This is a genomic window from Porphyromonas levii (assembly GCF_018206105.1).
In the GTDB taxonomy this organism is placed as follows: domain Bacteria; phylum Bacteroidota; class Bacteroidia; order Bacteroidales; family Porphyromonadaceae; genus Porphyromonas_A; species Porphyromonas_A levii.
Genome location: NZ_JADRGN010000003.1, coordinates 61,014 through 86,593, shown reverse-complemented (window position 1 = coordinate 86,593; position 25,580 = coordinate 61,014). Strand labels below are relative to the sequence as shown.

The 25,580-nt window shown below is 44.6% G+C and carries 22 protein-coding genes; all 22 read right to left on the bottom strand.

Translation table 11 applies throughout. From position 1 onward, the window contains the following. Nucleotides 1–8: 8 nt before the first annotated feature. Entirely contained in the window at nucleotides 9–518 is a 510-nt protein-coding gene (locus IX315_RS01450; protein ID WP_211837107.1) for a hypothetical protein, read from the bottom strand. A gap of 70 nt (nucleotides 519–588) precedes the next feature. Beyond that, a complete protein-coding gene (locus tag IX315_RS01445) occupies nucleotides 589–1,002 on the bottom strand; it encodes an AlbA family DNA-binding domain-containing protein (protein ID WP_211837106.1) in 414 nt (137 codons plus the stop codon). Between the two features lie 127 nt (nucleotides 1,003–1,129). After that, nucleotides 1,130–1,621 carry a plasmid pRiA4b ORF-3 family protein gene (locus tag IX315_RS01440; protein WP_211837105.1) on the bottom strand — a complete coding sequence of 164 codons (492 nt, stop codon included), beginning with the start codon at nucleotides 1,619–1,621 and terminating at the stop codon, nucleotides 1,130–1,132. A gap of 110 nt (nucleotides 1,622–1,731) precedes the next feature. Further along, complete coding sequence (locus IX315_RS01435) at nucleotides 1,732–2,841, bottom strand: AAA family ATPase (RefSeq protein WP_211837104.1); 1,110 nt, start codon at nucleotides 2,839–2,841, stop codon at nucleotides 1,732–1,734. A 480-nt stretch (nucleotides 2,842–3,321) separates the two neighbouring features. Further along, a complete protein-coding gene (locus IX315_RS01430) occupies nucleotides 3,322–4,437 on the bottom strand; it encodes an ATP-grasp domain-containing protein (RefSeq protein ID WP_211837103.1) in 1,116 nt (371 codons plus the stop codon). A gap of 3 nt (nucleotides 4,438–4,440) precedes the next feature. Beyond that, nucleotides 4,441–5,502 carry a lipid II:glycine glycyltransferase FemX gene (locus IX315_RS01425; protein WP_211639444.1) on the bottom strand — a complete coding sequence of 354 codons (1,062 nt, stop codon included), beginning with the start codon at nucleotides 5,500–5,502 and terminating at the stop codon, nucleotides 4,441–4,443. Then, nucleotides 5,499–5,981, bottom strand: a complete 483-nt coding sequence (locus IX315_RS01420; protein WP_211639443.1) for a GNAT family N-acetyltransferase — start codon at nucleotides 5,979–5,981, stop codon at nucleotides 5,499–5,501. The genes IX315_RS01425 and IX315_RS01420 overlap by 4 nt, the downstream gene beginning before the upstream one ends. Then, nucleotides 5,978–7,069, bottom strand: a complete 1,092-nt coding sequence (locus IX315_RS01415; RefSeq protein WP_211639442.1) for an aminotransferase class V-fold PLP-dependent enzyme — start codon at nucleotides 7,067–7,069, stop codon at nucleotides 5,978–5,980. The genes IX315_RS01420 and IX315_RS01415 overlap by 4 nt, the downstream gene beginning before the upstream one ends. After that, nucleotides 7,066–7,713 (bottom strand): sugar transferase, encoded by a 648-nt coding sequence (locus IX315_RS01410; RefSeq protein ID WP_211639441.1) that lies wholly within the window; start codon nucleotides 7,711–7,713, stop codon nucleotides 7,066–7,068. Before IX315_RS01410 ends, IX315_RS01415 begins: the two co-directional genes overlap by 4 nt. Before the next feature lie 52 nt (nucleotides 7,714–7,765). Beyond that, nucleotides 7,766–8,455, bottom strand: a complete 690-nt coding sequence (locus IX315_RS01405) for a DUF4276 family protein (protein ID WP_211837102.1) — start codon at nucleotides 8,453–8,455, stop codon at nucleotides 7,766–7,768. Further along, nucleotides 8,455–9,570: an AAA family ATPase gene (locus IX315_RS01400; protein ID WP_134849105.1), complete on the bottom strand. Its 1,116-nt coding sequence runs from the start codon at nucleotides 9,568–9,570 to the stop codon at nucleotides 8,455–8,457. The genes IX315_RS01405 and IX315_RS01400 overlap by 1 nt, the downstream gene beginning before the upstream one ends. A 64-nt stretch (nucleotides 9,571–9,634) precedes the next feature. Further along, nucleotides 9,635–9,970: a hypothetical protein gene (locus IX315_RS01395; protein ID WP_211837101.1), complete on the bottom strand. Its 336-nt coding sequence runs from the start codon at nucleotides 9,968–9,970 to the stop codon at nucleotides 9,635–9,637. Next, entirely contained in the window at nucleotides 9,971–11,131 is a 1,161-nt protein-coding gene (locus IX315_RS01390) for a glycosyltransferase family 4 protein (protein WP_211837100.1), read from the bottom strand. It abuts the gene before it with no gap. Between the two features lie 25 nt (nucleotides 11,132–11,156). Then, a complete protein-coding gene (locus IX315_RS01385) occupies nucleotides 11,157–12,245 on the bottom strand; it encodes a glycosyltransferase (RefSeq protein WP_211639437.1) in 1,089 nt (362 codons plus the stop codon). 2 nt (nucleotides 12,246–12,247) lie between these two features. Then, nucleotides 12,248–13,234: an EpsG family protein gene (locus IX315_RS01380; protein ID WP_211639436.1), complete on the bottom strand. Its 987-nt coding sequence runs from the start codon at nucleotides 13,232–13,234 to the stop codon at nucleotides 12,248–12,250. A 57-nt stretch (nucleotides 13,235–13,291) separates the two neighbouring features. After that, complete coding sequence (locus IX315_RS01375; RefSeq protein ID WP_211639434.1) at nucleotides 13,292–14,347, bottom strand: glycosyltransferase family 2 protein; 1,056 nt, start codon at nucleotides 14,345–14,347, stop codon at nucleotides 13,292–13,294. Nucleotides 14,348–14,464: 117 nt separating this feature from the next. Then, nucleotides 14,465–14,953, bottom strand: a complete 489-nt coding sequence (locus tag IX315_RS01370; protein WP_211640891.1) for an HU family DNA-binding protein — start codon at nucleotides 14,951–14,953, stop codon at nucleotides 14,465–14,467. 248 nt (nucleotides 14,954–15,201) lie between these two features. Continuing rightward, entirely contained in the window at nucleotides 15,202–16,755 is a 1,554-nt protein-coding gene (locus tag IX315_RS01365) for a lipopolysaccharide biosynthesis protein (protein ID WP_211639432.1), read from the bottom strand. A 24-nt stretch (nucleotides 16,756–16,779) separates the two neighbouring features. Further along, the gene (locus IX315_RS01360; protein ID WP_211837099.1) at nucleotides 16,780–18,765 is read right to left on the bottom strand and encodes a UDP-N-acetylglucosamine 4,6-dehydratase family protein; all 1,986 of its coding nucleotides are present in this window, start codon (nucleotides 18,763–18,765) and stop codon (nucleotides 16,780–16,782) included. Between the two features lie 28 nt (nucleotides 18,766–18,793). Beyond that, nucleotides 18,794–19,303: a UpxY family transcription antiterminator gene (locus IX315_RS01355; protein ID WP_211831693.1), complete on the bottom strand. Its 510-nt coding sequence runs from the start codon at nucleotides 19,301–19,303 to the stop codon at nucleotides 18,794–18,796. A gap of 575 nt (nucleotides 19,304–19,878) precedes the next feature. Further along, on the bottom strand, nucleotides 19,879–24,732 hold the full coding sequence (locus tag IX315_RS01350; protein WP_211831692.1) for an alpha-2-macroglobulin family protein: 4,854 nt from the start codon (nucleotides 24,730–24,732) through the stop codon (nucleotides 19,879–19,881). Beyond that, nucleotides 24,713–25,561: a tetratricopeptide repeat protein gene (locus IX315_RS01345; protein ID WP_244973047.1), complete on the bottom strand. Its 849-nt coding sequence runs from the start codon at nucleotides 25,559–25,561 to the stop codon at nucleotides 24,713–24,715. Before IX315_RS01345 ends, IX315_RS01350 begins: the two co-directional genes overlap by 20 nt. Between the last annotated feature and the right edge of the window lie 19 nt (nucleotides 25,562–25,580).

Here is a 25,580-nt window from a genome sequence, read left to right as displayed (position 1 = left end):
TATTTCTTTCACTTTATCACTGTTTTATATGATTGCTTTGGATGTCTAGGCATATCAGGATAAGAGTACTCCAGCAAGCCCAAATCAAGAAGCCTCTTCAAATATTGATCCTGAATGTACTTGTCTCCTCTTTTCAATAACAGAGATAGTTCATAAGCTGAAAACGCCCTCTCCGCACACATATCCAGGATAATCTGTTTCACTTCGTCAGGAGACGTCCTTTTCTTTAAGTTTGTTATCTGATACTGAAGTTTTATCGGCAGACTCTGCAGTAAATCTATCGCCATACTATCTGGTATGCTAACCCCGTTATCTGGTATGCTAACCCCGTTATCTGGTATGCTGGCCTCGTTATCTGGTATGCTGACCTCGTTATCTGGTATGCTGACCTCGTTATCGGGTATGCTAGTTACGAACTTTAGCCCAGCAGATTGTTTTGCACCACAAGCGGATGTGAATTGGTCAGATGGTAGATAATACACCCCACGACTTTTTCCTTTTGATATGAGTAGCCCCATATCACAAAGCTTCTTCAGATCACTAGATGCCTTAGCAACACTTACTCCACTCACTTGTCTGTATGTAGAGTTATCCAAAGCTCCAATCTCTCTCAGCACTACCAATCCTAATTTCTGAGCGTCCGTCAAATCGTAGTTGATAAATAATAATAATAGCAATGACTTCTTTACCCTGAACGTCTTGTATAGTAATGCGAGGGCGTATAGGAATATTGAATACTGTCGCACAGCTCGTAGTGAGATCTTTCTGAAGTTTATCAGGCTCTCGTACACCCACTATATCATACTTAATAGACCCATCAATTTCTATTTCGTCAATACCCAAGAGGATAATACCACCATTGAGATTAGGTTCATTAGAAAACGAACATACACTCTCCATAGTAGCCCTAGACACCTCACTACCCCTTTTGACCTCAAGTTTAGAAGTCTCCTGAGTACAATTGAGTTCTGCTATTATTTTTGATATATCTATGTTTGCCATACGTACACCAAAATATTAATATCTGTGACCATTCACGAGATCCTTTACTATAGGGTGTCAGGGCGAGTAAGCGTAGGAAAGCCCCCTTTAGGGGGATGGGGGGCTTAAGTCTGGGGTCTAGCCCCCTTTAGGGGGTGTGGGGGCTAACCCCCTTCCGCCCCGTACAGACCCACTTGCCAGACGAATTCAGAATGTTATCTGGACCAATAGCCATGAGAGACACCCTATGTATCCAGCTATCTCCAAAATCATACTCATAAAGTATCTTGCCTCCAGCCTCATCGTTGAAGTACTCCGAAAGTATTATCTTATGAGGTTCCACTTCGTGCATTTCTCTTCTTTTTGCAAAGGCTCCACCTAGCTCCACTCTAATACTTTGTAGTACTTCAGTCATCAATAGGTCTTCTTCACGATCACGCTCTTCATCGACCTCCATAATTTCAATCGTAGGCTTTTTCAGCGAGTCGGTAAAACGATAAAGATGTGTACCGCTCCATCCGAAAACATCTTGTATCACGTGGTGTAGCTCCATGAAAGTATAATCGCTGGGGACATATACCTCACGCCACACAGGGGGATTCTTAATCCCCAGAATCTGAATCTTAAACTTATATACCATAATTCATCTATGACATTCTACTTGTAAACTCCTTGCCCTAACATGCCACTCCTCCGACCATTCCCTCAAAGCCATAATCGCCAATAAGATTAGGCACTTCAGTTCTGCTATCAATTGTAGTGGCAAATAACTTGTCCTCCAATTATATGCTTTTCCCAGAGATCACCCGTAGCATAGTCTTCAATCCATTTAGAGAGCTTTGTCTCATCCAATTTATTGAATGTGCTCTCTCCATCTATTTGATCTACAGTGATTATCTCTTCTGGGGCGAAGAGATTAAGGAGATTAACAGACTGAGTGGCAATGATGATTTGAGAAGAAAAAGAGGCTTTCCGAATGAGTTCGTAGAGCATCTTTACTGCTGTGGGGTGTAGGCCTAACTCTGGCTCATCTATCATAATGACATCGGGGAGGTCAGGCTGCAAAAGTAAAGTACTTAAGGCAATAAACCTGAGTGTGCCGTCTGAAAAATCAGAGACATCAAAGTACTCGTCACTGTTCAGAGCTTCCCACTCCAGAGATATTTGATCCTTATTGAGCCGATTCGGAATCAGACGAAAGGAATGAAAAAAAGGAGCTACGAGCTTAGTAATGGCCTCAATTTTTATAAAATCCTTTGGTGCTGTTTCTTGAATCCGGTATAGGTATGCCGCGAGGTTCCCTCCATCGGCATCAAGGAAGACGTTATCGTTAACTTTGGCTGACGACCGTAAGGGACTATTAGGACTTGTGTCGTGAAAATGGTAGACTCCAAAATTAGAAAGATAACGCTTCACATAATCTCTCACTCCAGATGCCTGCCCCTTTCCTGTTTTCAGGTCAGACTCCAATACATCCTTGTCTACTTCCCAACTCTTCCAGTTCTTTAAATCTTCAATAGGCTTATCGTAATTCCAAGAGACTCGACTTTCGGAGATGCTGAGCTTACCTTGTTCGGTGGGAACCAGTGAAAATTCAAAACCATTACTTGCGTTAAAAACGATTTGTCCTCTAATGGCATCCGTCTGTTTGGAGCTCTTGTGAAGTAAGTGGTTGCTTCCTCCCTTTTTAACAGAGAATGATCCTAACTTTTGATTGTAAATAGAATGGATAAGCTCAAAGAATGAGAGAAAATTACTTTTCCCTGAGCCATTCGCCCCGATAAGCACATTGACTGCACCGAGTTGCAGCTTACAGTCTCGGATCGATTTGTAACCAGATATTTCGATATAATCAATCATAAGTCAAATGTACGAAATATATTGAGACTGTTGAAAAAGTCAACAGTCTCACAAGATTGCGAGCGAAAGCAAGCAAGAATGTCTTGACTGGGCAGAATGGATGAAGTGTAAGGCACTAAGGGTGAGGTCTGAAGGGAGCATACCTATGTATGTGACCGAACCGAAGGTCGCCCATAGGCAAGCCGAATCCCGCAAGCAACGCAACAATTCGCCATTATGCAATAGTCTCCTATTGGATTCAATTGAACACACGGCTATATATGAGAATCAAAAGAATTTCATATGAGAATCGATTGAATCTCGTATGAGAATCAAAAGAGTATAATATGACTTCCAAAGAGACCTTTCCTCTCTCTTCTAAATGGTACATACATTTCAGTGAAAAGGTATATACGTTTTGGCGAAAAGGTATATACGTTTTAAGCGAATACTATATACGTTTTTGAGGTTACTGATATATTAGTCTCTAAATGCTTCTATTTAGACGATTACTTTATGGTCGGACTGGTAGATGAAATAACCGCCTCGGTCACTGTTTTTGGTAACGGGTTGAATGGCTCCATAGAGATCTGCGTCTACCACGAAATCATAATCTGAGGGGTGGCATACGATGGGTTCGACCCTTTCTCGGGTCTCTTCGCACAGAAAATAGACACCCGAATGTTTCCGCTGTGAAACCACAGGAGGCGTAAAATGCCCGCATGCCACTTCCACAACCGCATTGACAAAGTCGTAACCGGTAGAGAGACGCACGAGGTCGGCACTGATGAAGTCCCCTCCCATTCGGGGACCTACCTCGATGATATACGGAACACCATCGGAATCCATCTTTACTTCGGTATGACACGCTCCATAGCCAATCTGTAGAGCTGAGAGTGTGTCGAGTGTGAGCGTCTTTATTACCTCCCATTGTGTGGACGTTAGTTCGGCCGGCTGGTGGTGTTCCAACTCTACAAAGTGTGGAGCCCCGGTCGTTACTTTGTCGGTAATCTGGAGGAGATAATGATTCCCCTCAAAAGATATTGTCTCCACACTAAACTCTCTACCCTCGATAAACTGCTCCACAATCGCCGTTTTCGATGGAGACCATTCGTATGCCTCTTTAAGTGCTTTTTGAAGCTCCTCTGGCTGACGCACAAGGTTGATGCCACGACTACCGCCATTATCCACTGGCTTAACAATTACTGGTAGCGGAATATCTTTTTCCGTTGCTGTACTTTCTGAGAGTATTTGAAACTTAGGGATAGAGAGCCCTGCCTCTTTCATACGATGACGCATCGTATATTTATTTTTGGTCAATGCCTCACTTTCTGGAGAGTTGCAGGGCAAGCCAAGTCCACGAGCGATGTAGTAGACATAGGGAAGAGCGGACTCAATTAGAAAGGAAGTAACCCCTTGCACCTCTTCTTTTCGACAGATTTCCAAAATCTTGTCTTTTTCGGTAAAAGAATATGGGTAAAACTTCTCTGCGTACCGATCAGCTGCAATATGGTCATCTTCGGCTCGTCCAAAAGCGATGATGGTGTGACCGTTTTCTACCGTCTGTCTGTAAAAAGTCAGGTATTGGTAGTTTGCTCCAAGAACTGCTATTTTCATAATCTACTGAGCTCTATATAGTGGAAAGAATGTACTGCTTTGATTAAAATCGGGGTCTACCTCACTTCTTAGCCGCACCAACTTGTCATACATCTCTGGATCAACAATATCGTAACCAATGGAAAATTGGTTGGCTGAGTTTTTATTGAAAGCTTGCTTGAACTTAAAGAGGGGGTCTTCACCCGATCCGACTCCTCCGCCCAAGTGAAAGGTCTTAAAGCCACGCTCTGCGCCACGACACGCTACTGTATAGAGAAGCAAGTTGGAGGGACTGAGAGAGCGATACTCATATACCGATCCAGAGAGGTGGTAGTGCATCTGATTATTAGCGTAGAGAATGATAGCTATAGAGATAATCTGCCCATCCTTGAGGGCATAAAAGAGGGTGTAATTATCGCTTAGCTCATCGTTAAGAGCTTCATAAAACTCGGGCGAAAAGTAATAGTAAGCCTCTGCTTGGTCAGCGTCCATCGTTTTATTATAGATGGATCTGAACTCAGATAGCAATTCTTTGCCTTTGCCCTCTTCTATGATAACGTCGCTTTTGATGGCTTTACGAATTGCAGTCCTATTTTTGCCTACCAAATTACTCCAAATCTCCTCCTCGGTAGTAAGGTCTATATGAATCGTTTTACCCAAATCAATAATGGTAGAGTAATTCTCTAAGATATGAGCATTATGGAGTATTGGATGATATCGATAGAAGACAGATATGACCCTCAGATCTCTAAGGCAAGCGATGTAGTTAGCATAAAACTTATCAAGTTGCTCTTTAGAGGTCTCCCCCTCAAAGATAAATCCACCATAACCATAAGGAGTGATGGCATCGAAGTAAGTCTCTTGGGGTAATCGCTCCGCAAAGATAGGGATCCGAGCAATATCTCGTAGCATCAGCACACATATACCTCTCAGCCCCTCACTCTGGTAATACAATAGCATTGGATCTCCATCGCCATGCAAAGCAAATGGAGCCACGTAACCATAGAGATAATAGACATCGTAGGCAGCAAAGGACTTAACAATATCGTCCCACTCTTTTCGACTTTTATTGTTAAAGACTTTCATTCTCGCAGTGATTTAACCATTTCTATTCTTGTGGGGGCATAACCCGAGGTTTTAAGAGTATGCTCCATCACTTCATTGAAAACCGCATAGTGTGTAGCCATCTCAATGCAATTGAGTTCTCTTGCTTTACTTTCAGCAACGTCAAAAGATTTTTTTCCGAACCCTTTTCCTTTTGCTTCTTGCAAGAAATATATCGAACGAAGGTTCCATCTCTTCCTATTTATGAAGTTAGAAATATAGCCCCAATAGTAACCATATAGTTTGGTTTCGTCTCTGAGCCCCCAAAAGAATGTGTTACCAGAAGTAAGAAGCACTTCAAGTTCATTAACTTTTAACTCAACAAAAGCCCAAGGTATATCCCAATCAGGATAGTGATACGTAATCATCAAATCCCGTTCCATTTCTATGAGCTGTTGCTTATAGGGTACAATTTCGTCCCATTTCATCCAGCCTGCAAGTAATTTTTGTTCGTTCATCATAATCTCTCTAAGATGCTAATAATATGTTCCATTTCTGCTGTACTATACCTCTGATCGATTGGTATACATAGGAGGCTACCGTAGAGTAAGTCTACTGCTTTACTTGTCGTTGGCGCATTTTGAGCCTTTGGCCATACGATAGGGGCAAAGATATTGTGATTCGCCAATGTTTTTTGTACGGCCTCTCGCTCTTTAATACATAATACTGGGAGATAAAGAGGTGTAACACCTTCCGCGAGCATAAGGAATAGCGGGACAACAGAGGTTATATTCTTTAGTCCCTCAAGAAGCGTAGTATAGTTGCTTCTCCTACGTCGTATAAGCTCTAGTATATCTAAGTTGGATTGTATCTTTAGAGAAGTTGGCGTAATCGAAAAAAAACATTGCTGAGAGGATAATCGCTCCTCAGCTTGGCGATAAAGTTCTAAGAAGTCACTTTTATTACCTTCTCCACACTCTATGTAGTTATTTTTTAATAGAGATGCTTGCACTTTTAGTGACTCCAATGTAGTATCATATATGGTTTCTTGAGGTCTTTCAATCTGTATCTTATTTGATCTATATGACAAGAAAGCTCCATCTGGCACACCACACCACTTTCTAATACTTGCAATATGAAAGTCTGCGTTGCTTTTCTCCTTAGAATACAAAGTTTGAGTGCAATCTTCTATTGTGATGACACCTTGCTCTCGTGCGAAATCAATCACTTGATCTATCTCCTGAATGGTATTGAACCCAAAGTATCGATGAAATAGAAAAACAGACGGCTTGACCTTTGTGAGAGTTTCCATCAAGTCGTCAGCTGTAGTCGTTAAGCTTTCATCTACGTCATACCCATATAGCTTATATTCAGTCTTTATAAAAGGCTCTAATACAGACCAACAGGTAAAAGAAGGGACTAAAGCTACCTTTCGATCAGTCACATCAATTGCACTAGATCGAAGGATTAGCTCAATAGCCTTCCTGCCCGAAGATAACCAAACATATTCACTATCAGATAAGCCAAACGAACTTAAGGTAATCTGCTTAGTCTCTTGTATCAACTCAGATGGATTTATCCAAAAGTTGCTACCTATTTCTTTTTTCATCTCTTCTCTTCTTTTATTATCTCGAGAACTTTCGGCAGAAAGCCCAAATCGTCTATATCTTTCATATCTCCTTGTCCAGAGCCAACATTGTCTCTCTTGAATACCTTCATAATGGTGAGCCAAACAATCTTTACATCAAGAGCCAAAGAATAGTGGTCTACATACCACACATCAAGTTCAAACTTACGACTTAACTTAAGGAGATTACGACCATGTACCTGTGCCCACCCTGTTATACCAGGTCTAACGTCATGCCGTCTTTTTTGCTCGGAGTTGAATAGACGAAGATATATCGGTGTGAGTGGACGGGGGCCTATGAAGCTCATATCGCCACGGAGTACGTTCCAGAGCTGGGGGAGTTCGTCCAGCGAAGTCTTTCGCACGAAGCGTCCCACCTTGGTCAAGCGCTGAGCATCGGGCAAGAGATTGCCCTCGGCATCCCTTTCGTCCGTCATACTCTTAAACTTGTAAAGCTTAAATATCTTCTCATCCTTCCCTGGTCTCTCCTGAGTAAAGATTGCCCCCGCCCCCTTATTCGCAATCGTGAGCCACACCCACACTACCAAGAGCAGTGGCGATAGCACTACCAGCCCCACCAATGCCGCCACAAAATCCAACACCCGCTTTATATACCGTCTATACATCTTTTATTGTTATCTATCATATGAAAAAGCAAGATACTATCACCCTCACTCCTTACTGTAGCTGCTCTAAAGTCTCTATCCATTGACCGAAATGCGGGCATCTTTTTTTAAGTTCGTCTATCCCCACAGAGCTGGTAATTTGCGCTCCTACTTGTGGCTTATTGTATCTATATTTCCCTTCAAAAGCCTTAATCAGCCTTTTAGAGGGAGCCGTATCCTCCCCTTGATTAACCTTTTCTGGTTCATTATTCAACTGTTCTAACTGCTGTTGCAATTGTTCAATACCCCTTCTAGCCTCAGGGTATTCATTGATAAGCAGAGGTAGTCCACACAAGACTAACGCTTCAAACTCATGAAGTTGAATATATGGGATGAAGGACCCGCAGTCCAATGCCTCCCTAATGCTTTGTTCTAGGCATTGAATCGCTAAATAAGGATCATGTATTTGAGCACACTTCCCAAAGCCTGGGTAATCCGTCGGTAGCTTATAGTAGTCTACCATCATAGAGTAGTAGTGTGTATGATACCCATCCTTTCTATTCTGGGCTATAACAAGCCTCAATTCATTCTTAAGTTGCTCAAAAGAGATAGCCCCTCCGACACATCCACTTCGGCGATTTGTAGTCAACACAATCGTCTTAGTTACGATGTTGAACCTTCTTAAGTATGGGGATAAAACAGTTTGAACAAACCGTTCCTCAGTTTGTCCTTCACAAAGGATATGCAATACAATCTGTCCCATTACGGTTTTCCTCCTAGAACATTTTTCCCCCATAGCTCACTCAGGGTATATTGCTCCAGCCACTCACCGAGCCCCTCCTCACTCAGCTTGGTTACAACAGACGATTGCGAGTGCTCATCATACTCTACAATAGAAATTTCATCTGCAGTGAACTGATCCATGAGCAGAGGGGATTGCGTTGCAACCAAAACTTGTGCATGCAACGAAGCATCTTTGATCATCTCTGATAGCTGAACGATCGCAGAGGGGTGCAGGCCTAACTCAGGCTCATCAACAATGATGATGGGAGGCATCATCTTCGGAGGCTGGAGCAACAATGTTGCCAATGCGATAAATCGAATAGAACCGTCAGAAAACTGATCCGGAAAGAAGATGTAATCATTTGCTGACTGATCTAGCCACCTGAGGAGGACGTAGCCTTGATCGTTCGGGGCTAAATAGAAATCCGAGAATTGCGGTACCACACTCCGCACATAAGTGATAATTCTCTTATAGTTCTCAGGAAAAAACTCTTTTAGTCTATAGAGGAATGCCGCCAGATTATTCCCTTGAGCCTGAAGATAATCTGAAAACTCCTTACGTACAGCTTGACGTATAGGAGCCGTAGAGGTGGTATCGTGAAACTGGTATACCTTACAGCCAGAAAGAAGCTTCCGGATAACAATAGCCGTCCTATCCGTAGTGTCAAGAAGAGCAGACTCTTGAAATTTTGCCTTTAGAGAAGTTTTGTAAGGCGTAGCGCTTTCCTTTTTTGTGTACTCCAATTCCTCCGAAACAATAATGAGATTGTCTGGAGAGGCATAGGAAAGAGAGAATGAGTACTTATCACTTATTCCTTTATTACTCCAAAAAAGGTCACCCTTTATAGTATCTGTCACCTTGGAGCCATAATGTAAGAAGACTTGAGCAGAACCATTTCTTGCCACATACTCCTGAAAGCTGCCAGACATCATAAAGCTTAGCATCTTAAAGAAGCTGACGACATTGCTCTTACCAGCACCATTGGCTCCCATAAGGATATTGACATCTCCTAAGTCAAGGTGAATACCCTGATCATTAGAAAACGACTTAAACCCACTAACGTTGAGGTGCTTCAATTTTAGCTTATCTGCCATATCTTCAAGATTCAATCGATTTTTAATCTGGATATAAAGATACCATTTCCAAACGTTTCTACTTCTATTTAAGAGCAAGGGAAAAGCATCTAGCTCCCTTAGAGAATGTTGCACGAAGTGCCATTCTCGCCGATTTGCAAGCAAATCGGCTGAGACGTTGCACGGTGGTGAAATACAAGGCACTGAGACTGAGGCTGACGGAAGCGTACTCACGTACGTGACCGAAGCCGAATGTCGAAAGTAACGCAGTAGATCGCCACCGTGCAACAGTCTCCTTATTGGCAAACGTGAGCCACACCCACACCACCAAGAGCAACGGCGACAGCACTACCAGCCCCACCAATGCCGCCACAAAATCCATCACCTGCTTGATATACCGTCTATACATACTCACATTCATCTATTTTCTATTTACTCGTTCCTCCGCTTCACGATAGAGTGCCAGTGTAGCCTCCCAGATGTCACGAGCATTGTAGCGAGAGGTAATCAGATGGCGAGCGTTGCCAGCTAAGCGTCCCACATAGTCAGGATCTAACAGCGACTTACGCATCGCACCTGCCAATGCTTCTGCATCGCGTGGCGGGATGATGGTTCCGTTCTCGCCTTCTATAATGATTTCGTTTGATCCATTGATGTCTGTCACGATGCTTGGCAGCCCCATTGCTCCAGCTTCAAGTGGCACATTAGGGAAGCCTTCTCGATAACTAGGGAATACTAAGGCATCAGACATCGCATAGAAAGGTCGGACATCATTTTGCGCCCCGACAAAGATAATCCCTTCACCTCTTTCTATCTCGGATGCGGTCTCAGGGAGTATCGGATTCTGGTCATCTTCTCTTTCCCCCACTAGGAGCAACTTGCAAGGACGTACTTCCTGCACTGCTCTGAATGCTCGAACAAGCTCGTTGATTCCTTTATCTCGATTAAGTCTCCCTACAAAAACGAATACGAAATCACCCGAAGAAATGCCAAACCTCTGTCTGAAAGTTTCTTGCGCCTCTACGCTGTAACGACTAGGATCAAAAACCTCTTCATCTAATCCCTTTATACTCCCATTGAGCAAGACCCTAAGAGGCTTCTTAGTGATATTGTAATTGATAAGATCTTTTCTTACACCTTGTCCCTCAGGGATAATGCGCGTAGCACACCTGCATAGGATACGATCCATCAGGATAAGCACCTTCTGCTTAAAGCCTGTGGCTGTGGGGAAAATAAGCCCCGTATAAGTATGTATGCGAATAGGTACTCCCGTCAGCCAAGCTGCTATCATAGAGAGCAAACCCGCCTTTGGGGTCATAGAGTGGACGATGAGTGGCTTTTCTTTTGCGAAGAAAGTGATGAGAGAGAAAAGCGACTTGACGTCCTGCCATAGAGAGATAGCACGAGCCATCTTCACCTCGTGCGTACGCACTCCCTCGCGCTCACCTACTTCTCGTAACTTAACAGCGCCGTTAGCGACGGCAACGACCTCGTATTCGCTACTGTAGAACGCCAACTGTCCCTCCAAGAAGTCCAATGAACTCGCTACCGTCCCCACCCGTACCAACTTATTCGTTCTCATTTTTAATTGCTGATCTATGCGAATGTCAATAGGGAATTAGACTTTTGTATAGTTCTATGTGTTTCCTCGCACATTCTTCAATGCTGTAACGAGAAGCACGTTCTTCACAATTCTTTATGGTTATAGCCTTAAGTTCTGAGTTGTATTCAAGCTGAAGAATCAATTCCGCTAATTGCTTCGCATTTCCTTCTTCAAACAAAAGACCTGCACCACTTACAAGATTATGCACCCCTTTAACGTCTGAAGCGAGGAATGGTTTCCCGCTGGCCATACCTTCTATGCAAGCCAACGAAAGACCTTCGTAGTGTGTCGAAAGAATGATATAGTCAGCAGATTTTTGTAGAGAATATACGTCATTGCGATTACCCAAAAAGAAGACACTTTCTGCAAATCCCCGTTCTCGTGCAAACTCCTCTATCTCTGCTCTTCGAGGGCCATCACCGGCAAAGAGGATCTTGAAGTTATGAGGGAGATAACTTAAGGCTTCAACTAATGTTTCCTGTTGCTTTTGGGGGCGAAAACCTGCAACTTGAAAAAGTATCTTATCATTTACGGAAGACTTGAATGAAGATAAGTCCAATGGCTTGCAAGAGCGAATGACATCTATAGGAACCCCGTTATGTATTATAGTCGTTTTGTTGGATAGCTTGGGCTGATAGCGTAGATAAATGTCTTCAATTTCTTTGGTGATGCATACCAAGTGTTCCAACTTTGTGTACATCCACTTATCAATCACTGAATAATATGGGGAGGAAATACGAGAATTAGTCGTATTATGTTCCGTAAACACAAGCTTTGTTTTACTGAAGGAAATAAGCTTTGCAAATGTAATCCAATACTGTGTGGGAAAGAGGTGTGCGTGGATAATGTCATATTCTCCTTTTAAATACGGGAGAAGTTTAATAGAAATTAGAGGATTTCTTAAATAGCCCACGTTAAGACAATGGATCAAAATTCCTTGATTAGAAAGTTCTTCGAAAAGTTGTTTATCTCCTTTGTTAAGTAAGAGAAGTTCAACGTCTGTTCCTTGTTTCTTAATCTCTGGAAGCAGTACAGTAAGCAATTTCTCAGCTCCACCGATATTCAATGAGTTGATGATGTGTAAAACCCTCATAGTTATAGTGTGTAATGAATTTGTCCAGCGTAATAGTAAAAACCGGCGTAAGATATCAGATATAGAAGTAGACCTATAATTTCTTTTTGAGGGATCTTTATTAGATCAATAAGCTTTAGGGTACAAATGAATGCAAGAATAACGAAAGGGGTAAGTATTTTAGCAGCTAGATAGAAGTTTTGAATAAAAGGCAATAAGAGACCAACCCCCGAGACTGACCAAAGTTCCAGAATATTGAGCGATTCTTTTTTTAAGGCGTGATAAGAAACTATATAAACCACAGTACCCAAATAAAAAACGATAGAGAATGGTAACACTCTCCCCAGAGCCTCATCGGTTAAGTAATTCACATAGTATGCATCGTCGTTAATTACAAAGGCAAAAGCAGGTTTCAATAAGAAGGCTGTGCCTAATATAAAAAGGAAACTAATAGTCTTGTGAAATCGCACAGGAGTCCATATAAATGCGAGTGAAAGCAGAACGGACAATGCTGTGTTGTAGTGAAAAGCAACAGGGAGCAAAAATAAAAGTGAAACCCACTTTTTATACTTCAAATGTGGACTACAATATGCTGTAACAAATAATGCCACAGACATAAATGATGCCAGCCCTGCACGGAGCTGAACGCCCAAAAGGTTACTAAAAATAGTGACAATCGAAAATAAGAACAAACTTAGAGTGAATAGACTTATTCTTCTCAAGTACTTTCTAAGAGAAATAAAAAAAAGGAGAAGAGAAAAGGAAACCGTGACATACATAGATGCTTCAGGATTGTTGAACACCTGTTTAAGTCCCCAAGCATAGGCTAAGAATCCGACTTCTTCTCTTCCAACGAACATATTCTCTCTTCCAAAGATGTTCAAATACGATTCTCCATCGGGGCTAGTTTGGAAAGACTTTGTAAAAAGAAAGAAAAAGCAGGATAAGAAACAAAAAGACAGAGCAAGAAGTGTAATGTTTGTAGCTCTTGATGCAATCTTATTCTTCATGCTAGGATTATAACCAGTTTGAGAACATTGATAGTTTACTATAGTCATAGGTATACATCATCGACTACTTATTCGTGGAATTCGTATCCCTAATTTAAAAAGGAGTGGACATTTGGCGAGAATCGTCCAAAAAAGGTACTTTAAGTGTACGGATACTTTATTGAGGGATAGAGGTAAAGCGAAGAAATTAGAAAAATTGAGATGATGGAGAATCTTTTTCTTTTGCAATTTCTTGTACCAAGTTTCTTTTTCTTCTACAGACAGTGATGACGCTTTGAATATCGTACTTAGTAATGATGCTACTGCAGGACAGTACTCTCTATGGTAGATATAATAATCATAAGTGCCAATCTCTGGATCCTTCATATCAAAGATCTTTTCCCAAGACAATAAAATCTTCCTCCATGAGTCTATTTTATTTTGGATCATTTCTCTTGAATATGTGTGTGAAATACTTCCAGAACGTTGCCTATAGATGTAACAGAAAGGTAGCGATTTACTCGGTTGCAAATACTTCAGTCGTTTTATATGGGCATAAAACTTGGGTTCTAATTCAATATCTTCTGATATAAGTTTCGGATAAAAGAATAGATTATGGTCTGTATAAATGGCTCTCCTACTTACAATAAAACAAAAACTATGCATAGGGGGATGAGATCTATACAAATCTAATCCACTATAGATTTCTGTTAATTGAGGAGTCCGTCTTGGTCTTATTTTGCCTGTATCTTCATTAAGCTCAGCAGTTCCTATTTTAAGGCAATCAACGGAGTGTTTTAATAGGGTATCTGCAATAGCCGCAAATGATCCAGGATAAATGTAGTCATCTGAGTCGATGAACCAAATGTATTCTCCTTTACAAATGTCTATTCCGGCATTTCTTGCTGATGATAGCCCTCCATTCTCTTTGTGGATAACAATAACCCTATTATCCTTTTCTGCGTATTCATCACAGATTGCAGGGCAATTGTCAGGTGAGCCGTCGTCTACGAGGATGAGTTCGAAGTCGGTAAAGTCTTGTCCGAGGATGCTGTCCACGCACTCGTTCAAGTACTTTTCCACATTGTATACAGGGACGATTATCGAAAGAAAAGGAGAGTGATTTGTATCCATCGTGATGGGTGTCTTATTGATTGATGGGACGGGGTGTGTGGGGTGTGACACCCCGCCCCTGTTGTTTGTTTTAATTGTTAAGGAATAGCTTTATTCCGGTTATGTTCCGGTAAAGAATCATAGGTCGTCACTTCCCGATCCTGGAGTTGGTTGTACATTCTCTCCTTCCGGCTTGGTTTGGGAAGATGAAGCTTTTGTCTTCTTTGGTTTTAATGTTGTTTGCTCGTAGGAAACATCTGTGAGCGTGAAGTATTTGCGCGAGGGTACGAGCTTTACGACAGGCTTCTCGATGTGCTTTTGCACGTTGAAGGAATCGCCGGGAGGTACAATTTTCCCTTTGAAAGAAGGCTTAAGCGTACCCAGATCACCGAACTCGACAATATCGCCATCAGCCACGATATCGCGAGCTATCTCTGTGGCGTAATTCAATACCGCCTCTACTTCTTGACGGTTGAAGGTGGTGGACTTTGCCACACGCTCGCAAAAGTTGCGGAAGCTGACACGATGACGTCCTGTGGGTCGTGCGTATTTCACGACTTTTCCTGCGTATTCACCCAGATTCATTTTTCGCTCTAAGAGCACGAATTGCAATGGTTTGTTTGCCATAAAATATTAGGTTTTCCTCCTTTTGTTAAGACTTCCGAAGCCGGAGAAATTTCGCTTACGGAAGCGTTTAATTTAGTCTTCACTACAAAGATAATGTATTTATCTTAAGGGCGACCAATAAAGAATGAAAAAGTTCTCATATAAGTGACGTTTGATTCTCATATGAGATTCACTTAATTCTCGTATGAGATTTGCTCGATTCTCATATAAGATTTGGACAAAAGACATATTGCCCTCATTTCAGTCATTTACCTTCTTCTGATTTTATCCATTACAGGCTCTATAAATCGAGCCGTCAATCGCTTCATATTTTTATCAAAAAGGTAGAGGGGAATCAGACTCACAAGCGCAAAGACTCCCACTTTGAGAGAGACGTACCCAAACCACCCGAGGATACCGATGCCGTTGCTCATCTGCAACGTGTCAAAGAGCAAGTATAGCGCCCAACCGATTATAGCAAAGTAAGCCGTGTAGAGTAAATACTTTAGGGTAGGGAGGTAAGAGGGAATCTCTAGGTCTCTTGTTGCAAGAAAATAACCTTTCCATCCGACTACGATAACCAACAGGCTAAGGAGTATACCAATAAAGATACCGGTCAGCCCGAAGAAATAACCGAGCAATATGGAGCCACCGAGATTTATTGCAGCCTCTATAACCGGTGCCCAAATATCTTCGAAGCGTCCGTAAGCACTTAGGAAAAAGTCAAACGGTCTCGTCATCTGGATATAACTGATAGAAGCCAGCAGAAGGAACGGAACCTTGGGCATCATATATTCATCTCCCACCCAGAGGGTAACAAAGTCGTCTGCTCCCATGATTATACCAAAGGTTACGATAGCCCCGAGGAAGAAGCGCACTAAAATGAATTGATTAAAAATATCGAGTTCTTTTGCCTTATTCTTCTCTGTGGCTAAATTGCCGAGAATTGGCGTAATTCCGTTAAAGACAGCCCCAAGCAATGCGATACATCCGTTAATCACCAACATATAATTGCCGTAAATCGCAACCATGGTAAGCGTGGTAAAACCATAAATCACGAGAGGACTGCTTTGAAAGAGGACAAATGTACCAATCTTGTGAAAAAAGAGCTGTTTGACTTTCGTGAGTATAACCGGGTAGGAGCGCCTGACTTTCTTTCCCAAGGAAATAGAGACCTCTAGCCATGGAAATTCTTTTCTGACCATATAGGAGTAGAGCCAAGCTGTCACAATGGCAAAAATGACTTCCAAGATCAACCAGGCAACATAGCCTTGCTTTACATATAATAGCACTATAATTTGTGCTACCGTCTTTATGCATACCGGCAGTTGTTTTGCGATGACGTTGAGGTACTCTTTCTGCGAGGCAGAAAGCACTATCATTTGATAGTTCACGAAATAGCCAAGTAGAGCTGAGAAAAGGAATACAGCGAATGTAGCGTAAGCATACCATAAAGGCAGTCCTGTCTTGGCAAATATCATAGGGAAAAACGCCATCATCACCACTGAACCTACGATGACAATGATTGCTATGATACTGTAAAGCCATCCTTGAACTGAAACAATCTCCTGAATTGCTTTCCGATCATTTCTTGCTATCGGAGCATATAAGGTGAATGCTACCGCACTCGAAATACCAAGTTCCGATAGGTTCAGTAATCCCAGAAGATTAGTAATAGTGGTATTAAGCCCCAATATTTCTGCTCCAAGGGCATCAATGAATACCTTTCTAGAGAAGAAATTCAGGAAGATGACAATGACGTAGAATATCAGCGATATCCTACTATTCTTCAGTGTATTTGCCGTCCTACTTCCTGTGGGCATGATTATTATCTATTGACGATAATATTAGTTTCTGTTGCCTTTGGTTGTGCGGTGGGTATCTAGCGAGGCGAAAGGGGAGTTGGGAGCGGAGATGTATTCGGGAATAAGGGATTTGAGGAGAGCGACACACTCTGTGACTTGCACCTTGCGCGCGTGGTCTCTCAGTTGCTCATAGGTATCGTAGAGGTCGGCATAGTTGTGCTCCCGCACCCTAGCGATATGTATCTTAGGGATATCGGTAGGGATGGTATTCTCACCATCTGCCAACTTCTCCTCATAGAGCTTCTCTCCAGGGCGTAGTCCCGTAAAGACAATATCAATATCCTTATAAGGCTCCAGACCCGCTAGGCGTACCATATTCTCTGCCAAGTCGACAATCTTATGCGGTTCACCCATATCAAAGACAAAGATGGTTGTCTCTTTCGCTACCGACGATGCCTCTAGGATGAGTGAACAAGCCTCTCGTATACTCATAAAGAAACGGTTAATCTCTGGGTCTGTAACCGTAATAGGTCCACCCTTTGCTATCTGCTCTCTAAAGAGCGGTATCACCGAACCTTGAGAGCCGAGCACATTACCGAAACGAGTAGTGATAAAGGTGGTCTTCCCTTCCACCTTCCCTCCTTCCACGGCCTTGCCCAGTGCTTGCACATAGATCTCCGCAGCTCTCTTAGAAGCGCCGAGTACATTAGTAGGATTCACCGCCTTATCGGTAGATACCATCACCATACGTTCCACCCCATACTTGAGGCAGAAGTCAGCCATATTTTTGGAGCCTTGCACATTCGCCATAACCCCTTCACAAGGGTTCTCCTCGAGTAGTGGCACATGCTTGTAGGCTGCAGCATGGAGCACAATCTCCGGTTTATACTTCGTAAATATAGCATCCAAGCGCTTCTGACTACGTACATCACCAAGGATAGGCACAAAGTCAAGTTTGGGGAACTTCCGCTGGAGTCTCAGTCGCACATTATGCAAAGGGGTCTCGGCGAGGTCCAGGAGGAGAAGTTGCTTCACGCCTAGAGCTGCAATCTGCATGACCAGCTCCGAACCGATACTTCCTGCAGCACCAGTCACCATAACCACCTTTCCTCGATACATAGCATTGACTTTCTCCTGCTCATGACGGATCACGTCGCGCTGTAGGAGATCCTCCATCTCGATCCTTTGCACCGCCTCACGCGCAATATCAGTTGCTGAGTGCTCGCCAATCTCAGGGAGGTACAAGCTCTTAACCCCCAGAGCTGCTAGTTCGTAAACAAAGCTATCGCGCTCTCTTAAAAGGTCTCTCTTGGAAGTAAAAAGAATACCATCAATATTGAGTCGCTTGACTAGGGCAGAGAACTCCTTCATATCATCTACTTGGTAGACCGAAAAGTCCCCAATAGTAGCATTAGTGCGCCCTTGCTTATGCTTCTTACAGAATCCAAGGAGCTGATAGTGGGGATCGCCTTCAAAACGAGCAACCAGCCTACTACTCAACATATCCACGCCATAGATAAGGAGTCGCTCCTTAGAGTTTGCCTTCGGCTCTTCTTCGAACCACAACCGCCGAGCTACCAATATAATGAATGAGCGATAGAGGATATACGCTACAAAGAATACGACAAAGTAATTTACTGCCAAGGTCAAGAGAATCTTCCCGTTATACCCCATCGTCATAGCGGCATTGTAAGCGAGGACGATAAGAGCGAAAATCAGAGCATTAAGTAGGAGCATCAGCAACACCCTTTTGCCAATCGCAAACACCTGGTACCTCATAAGTTGGCGGTAGGTTCCAAAAAGGAAAGAGGACACCAACGTGGCAATGAAACCGGATATAGCCACTAATAAGACGGTGTGCAGCGTTGTATCGACTAAATAGGTCGATAACTCAAACGCATACAGGGACACGACTCCTGCGAGCAGACCGACAAGAGCATCCGCTAGGAGAATGTATAATCTATTGATAACATGATTCCCCAAGACCTTATTAAATCCCTTTTTTTCGTTGTTTGATTGATTAGCCATAGTCTTTCCTTTAGTCACTGATAGGGCACTACCCTATACTCCTTACTAATTCCGCTGAAATCTCTACGCTTGCGAAGCCAAGTGCTTCAATATGTATGCTGAGTACCCCTTTGCCTTTATAGTTGGCGAACTGTCCTACCACCCCTTTAAGCGGACCCTCCATCACCTCCACTAGGTCTCCTGGAGCCAACAAGTTAGGGTTTATGGTCACGGGACCTTCACTACCGGCGAGCATCAGTCGAAAGGCACGAATTTGTTCCTCCGGCACCACTGCCAACCCTTTGGTGGCTCTGTCCATCATATAGTAGGACACCGATGGATCCTGAAGCACAAGCAGACGTTCTGCCTCATTGACCCGAGTAAAGATGGTCATCGACACCACCAAATGCTCTGCCAGCTTCTTACGGTCGCTCCACTGCCGTACCTCTCGAGTAATAGGAGCGAAACACTCAATCCCTTGAGCTTTGAGCCGCTCCACCACTTTTCTTTCGTGGTGCATCTTGGTGTATGCCACCATCCACCTTCTCTCGTCTACCATACGGCACTTCTGGGTACGCTTCGCGGTCGTCTGTCACAAGTACTCTTACAAAAGTACTCCGATAGAACGAGCCATAATACTCCATACAATATGCACAAAGGTACACTATTTATCGGGATTTGCAACCATCATTCCCCAGAAATAAGCTACAGGGAACGTTGCTTTGAGGAGATCATCTTCAAATTACCTCAATTTGAAAATAAAGAAAATAAAAATAACAAAAGAGAAGACTATTAACCCGAGGCGTACAGGTCAAAAGTGTTAGTAACTATTGACCTATACGCCAAATCCAATGAGTATTTACTCAATTGAGACTGTTGCACGGTGGCGAACTACTGCGTTACTTTCGACATTCGGCTTCGGTCACGTACGTGAGTACGCTCCCGTCAGCCTCAATCTCAGTGTCTTGTATTTCACCATCGTGCAACGTCTCAGCCGATTTGCAAGCAAATCGGCGAGAATGGGCACTTCGTGCAACATTCTCCAATTCTCTATATTCTCCAAACATTATCGCCAAAATCTATGTCCCTCCCAACACAGCCCCCTTTAGGGGGTTTGGGGGCTTACTTGGCGGCTTAGTGGATATCTAGGGTGCCACCCGAGGAGTTACCTGCGTACTCAGGGGCGTAAAAGCTCTGAATTTGGGCAGGACCATAGGTAAAGCGACCACTCTGGCTCGCTACAGCCTCCAGCTCTATTTGGTGGCGACCTCTTGGGAGCCAATCGATATAAATCCGATCCTCAGCATCTCTGCGGCTGTAGTGCCACCAGAAGCGACCCCCACGCCCGTAACCCTCAAACTGATAACCGAACTCCGAGGTAGCAGGTCTAGGATCAACAAGCATCATGAGACTCAGGTCTTGATCTGCCTCAATAAGGTAACGGACAATCAGTTTATCCCCTTTCTCCACATGCTCGGCGAGCGCGAAAGTCTGGTTCCCCTCACTATCCACCTGGCGTACAAATATCTGCTTCTCTACCTTTAGTTTATCGCCCGTAGGTGTTGCCTTGGCACTTGGTTCAGTTACCAGGTAACTCAGTCCACCAAAGACATAGTCGCTCTCAATACCGCTCCAAGAAACCGACAATTGATCCGCCTTCGCAGGATAAGCCATTGTCACGGCACCTGTGAGTCGTTCCTGAGGCGTGAGGTGGTAGTTTTGTCCATTTATCTGAAGTGCTGCATTAGCGAAAATCCTAGTCGGTTTCACCTTGTCCAGAATCACCTCAGCGACATCAAGGATGCCACGATCGTACCAAAGGGTGTTTTGTTTGACCTTAAGGGCAAATGACACTACCCCTTCTTGCACCTCAGCCTCATCCTTCTGTAGGAAAAGCATTAGGGAGAGTTGCTCATCGTCATTAAAAGTAAAGCCACTACGATCTTTAATAAAACGACGCACCTCGGGATAACGAGTCTTCCCTTCGGAGATACGACTATATTCTGCATACCTAATCATGGTGCTATTATCGGTGCTCTGATAGTTTTTCTGCAACCACTCCACCTGCTGCTGCATAGGCTTACCGAAGTCGGGCAGTGGACGCCCATATTCGTGGGCTATCAGTGCATAACCTACAAAGTCATGATAGTAACTCCGCTCCTTACTTAGTTCTCGCTCAAGGAAGCCCAATGAGCGCTCTAGTTGCGCTACTAATTGGGCATCTTTTATAGTCAACCCACCCAGCGATGAAAGTACATAATGGGTGAGCCAAGGTGATGCTTCTCGGTAGAAAGGGCTATAGAAGAAGCCACCAGACTCTATGCTATGGGATAGAATGGTCTGCTCCAATGCCGACAATCGCTCCTGGAGCTTTGCCGTATCGGTAATGAACCGATAGAAGTCTGCAAGCGTCTTGGGGTCTGCCATACGGTCAATAGCCGTACTTGGCTTTTGTGCCACCTGTTCGAGCTCACCCGCAGCGCCCCTAAGTTCATCTGCGAACTCAGGATGTTGTGCCAAATACCTCTGGAGACGGCTGTAGACTGCATAGTAATGTACCGCACCAAATAGTCCTAGCTCCTCGACCTCCGTAAGACGATGGGCGAGCGCCAGTTTGCTCAGAAGCAACTGTATAGGATCTAGATAGAGCTGCAACGTGAGCGGTGTGCTCGACAACTCCATCTTGGGCATAGAGAGGCGCACCTCATCCTGCTTATATGCGGAGATCGGCTGCGCCACTGTATAGGTCGAGAGGTTACTCCTCAGAGGAATCACTCGCTTCACGCCATCCGCCACATCGCCTGCCTGTGCCCTACCCTGCAGCCTCAGTACTTCGCCCTCTGTCGCTTGAATGGCAAATGGAACCGCTACCGTACCATTCGCTGGCACCTCTACAACACCCTCTGTAAGCTGTACAGAGTCATTGGCAATGCTATATCGTGCCGTAAGCAGTTGGTCAGCGGTATTCCTCAGCACCGCTTCACCATTGAGCTCATCGCCCCAAGTAAGGAAGCGAGGGGTAGACAGCTCTATACTAAGCGGGGTGGACACCTCGAAAGTTGCCTCATCCATCACTTGTTCCTCCAAATTGGTTGTAAAAGCGAATAGCTTAGTGATGTACTTGGTTTGGGTATCTGGTATGGTAAAGGAGAGATCTATCTTGCCCTCCTCATCAGTGACAAGTAGTGCAGAGAAATAGGCAGTTTCCACAAAGTTGGTACGTAAGGGGGCATCCGATGCAGTTGCACCAGCTGAGCCAAACGTTACAACCTTGTTAAGGACAGCGCTCTCCTCGAAAGCCCTATTATCGAAAGCTTTGGTGTACATCATCGATCTAGGCTCTGCCACGATCCATTGTGGTGCAGAGATCAACTCCCAAAACGCGCTTTCTCCTGCGGCATCTACCACCGCCTTATCGAATACTGTAACAATAACAGGCGCCTTCGCAAGGGGTTTCCCCACTTCATCTAATACCCTAATGCTCTTCTTGAAGTCTGCTCCTGGCAGATACTTTTCCTCGAACTTCAATCCCTCAAAGTGAGCCTTCCCCTTTTCTGAATCCGGTTCATCTAGTTCTCTGGTCTGAGTCTCCTGTTTCATGTGACGTACAGTCACCAACTCGACCTTTCCTGAAGCTCCCTTAGGCAGTGATAGGCGTTGTAATTGACCAGCCTTTGTCTGTAGCACCCGCTGCTCTACTACTCGCCCCTCTTGCTCCAGATAGTAATAGATGGGATGGTCGTAACTACTACCATAAAGGATGTCGCCCGACGCTATTCGAGTGACCCACAGAAGGTGTTCGCCCACCAACTGCTTATCCTTAGGACTATAGAAATATATTGGTCCCGTTTCCGCTACTTGCTTCACGCCATAACCATCGGTGGTAGATAGCCGCACCCTATAGTTTCCACTAGCCAACTGAGGGAGAGAAAACTCCTGCTCACCCTCTATTGGAAGCGCTCCGAGGTCAATCGTGTCTCGTTCATTGACCAGCTGCGCATAGATATGACGATTATTGAGCTGCCCCAGTAGCCTTTTGGTGTAGGGCTGCTGCTTAGTAGAGAGAGAGAAACGCTCCTTATTCTGCTTATCTCCCTTCAATAACATGTGGGGATCGAGCGGCATATCGGTATCCATTGTAGAGATATACCTTAGTATTTCAGCCGTATTACCAAGCGCATCGGAGGCAGAAAGACGGATATTGTAGCCATATTCAGCAATCTTAGGGGTTGTGATGGTGAATAAGCCATCATCGCCCGACTGCACCTCCACACGTTTGCGGTCTCCATATTCGAGGAGCACCTGAGCAGAGGTAGGGTAACCATTAAGGTCGGTGGTCTTACCCATGACCACAAGGGGGTGTCCCTTTACATAACCCTTGGGAATACTATCTATCTGCACCGAGAGGTAACTCAGTTTGTAATCCTGCACCTCAATAAACTCGGTCCCCATCTTACTACTAATGCGATAGTCCGTTAGGTTGGCATCCTCAGGCAATTGGAAAGTCGTCTCTGCCACCCCTTGGGCATTCGTGGTCACCGTCACTTGGTGCACTGTTACTTTTTCGGCACCTCTGGAGGCTTCGAGAGTAAGCTGTAATGGATAATCAGGCAACGTGTGCTCCTTATCCTGCGCCGATTCAGAGACCACAACGCCCACCTTAACCGTCTGACCTCTACGATAGAGGGGGCGGTCTAGGTAAAAGTTGGCTTGCGTAGTGCGCCCAGCTTCCACCGATTTTGTCTCAGGGAGCTGTGGAACATACGTCGAGAACGATTCAGCAAGGCGATTATCCTCCACGGTCACCATATAGCCCTGCTGCTTCTTTTCGAAAGTAATTCGTCCTAGCTGATCACTTCGTTTGGTCTGCTCACCCCCCTTCGCGACGACCCCTTCCACGGGAGCTCCAGTGGCACGGTCTAGCACATGCAGTTGCACCTTATTATCCTGCGATTCATAAGCATAGATATAGAGCTTATCATACCTCATATAAGCTCCATACCCTCCGTTAGATGCCCCTAGAGCATGGACGTTATAGTAGTAGGTCCCTGGTTTAGGGAGCTGATCCTGCACCTCTAATCGTACTATTCCTTCTGGAATAAGAGCTATCTTCGTTTCCTGTCGGGCCAATTCCCAACCCGAAGGAAAAATACCAAAGACTTTAACCTTGAGCACTCCCGTGGCAGTATTCAGATCCTTTGCCTCTATGATTACCTTCTTAGCCCCGAAGCAATCATCAAAAATACTTTGCCCCTCAGAAGCATAGGGCGTGGTCATAAGACCAGCCAAAATCCCCTCAGCTCTTTGTTGTAGTGGGGGCATTAGGCGAAGCCACTCTTGGTCGGCATCGGTCACTTTCTCCGCCGATAGTTTATCCTCAATAGGTTCAAGGGTTGTGGTATACTCTTCCTGAAGCAGCAGTAAGTCGATCAGCGTGCCCTCAGCCTGCGCACCAAAATGAGAACGGTACGTGCCATATTCCTCCACCGAATAGCCCTCACGCAAGATAAAGAGTGCCTCAGGGTAGTAGCCCTCCTGTAGTGCTGCCTCTATCTCCGCCCTAAAGAGCTTCTTGATAGTCTCCGATTCGCGTGCAAAAGCACTGGCGACACGCAGCACGTTACCATAAATAGTCTCGCCCTCTAGTAGGACGAAGCCCCAACGCTCCACTCTCCCTTGGCGGGCGAGGTTACCGCTCTGAGCCATGCGCAGTACCGTTCGCTGTGAGAAAAGGCGCCCGAGGAGCGCTTCTGCCTCTCTGTCAGTCTTCTCCCTACTCCACAAGAGGGTGTCATGTCGCTCATCGTTGGAGGCATCGTACTCCTCCAGATGGCGCCAGTAATTATTATACAGGCGTCCCAACGCCCTCATCTCCTCCGTCACCGTAATCTGCTGTTGCTTCATCTTCTGTTCCCTTCCCAAAAGAGGCAATAACACCAACCCCATCAATAGGATCGCAACGACCCATTTACCTACTCTTGCCCTCATGTTTTGCGTGCTCTATCTCCACCTCGGTAGCACCTAAGCGAAGCGCCTCAGCGTAGTCCTTTTCCGACTCCTTAGGCTCTCCATAGCTCCTCCATATAGTACCACGAAGTAAATAATTATCCTTATCGACGTCCTTCAGTTCGTTCATCACATGACGCACCTTATCGAGCGCTTCCGACTTACGGTTTTGCCTGATCAGCAACCACCCCATCGCTCTATAAGCATTGGGAATCTTGGGATAACGCTCTATCAACTGACTCAAGAGCTTCTCCGCCTCCAGTGCTCGTTCAGCCTTTTGGTACGCCTCTGCCAGTGCAATTCGTGGCAAATACGCATCGGGATTGATACTCATAATCTTCTCCAGATCCACAATCGCCCCCTCATAGAGCCCAAGTGTAGACCTCACCCTAGCTCTATTAAATAATGGGATCTCCCAAGTCGGTTGCTGGCGAATCAGTTCGTCTAAATCAAGAAGAGCCTCATTGTACTTCCCTAGTTCCTCATACACCGCTGCGCGCCTCGACCTCAGCTGTGTGACCTGAGGCTGTTGCCGAATCGCCTCGGACAGCTCTGCGAGTGCCGAAGTAGTATCTTGGCGTGCCAATAGAAGCTCCGCAAGATTGCCCCTCAGTATGAAGTTGGTCGGTTCCTCAGGGAATTGCGCCAACGCCTGCCGCAACGTTAACTCTGCGCTATCAGGCTTCGCCGCCTCATAATACTCATAATAGCGCTGCACCAATGTTTGATATTCCTTGGGGATAGAGTCCTGTGCTTGTAGCCCCAATGCTGAGCACATTATGATTAATGTGCCCCATACGAAGTTCCTCATAATCTTTGCTCTCAACGGC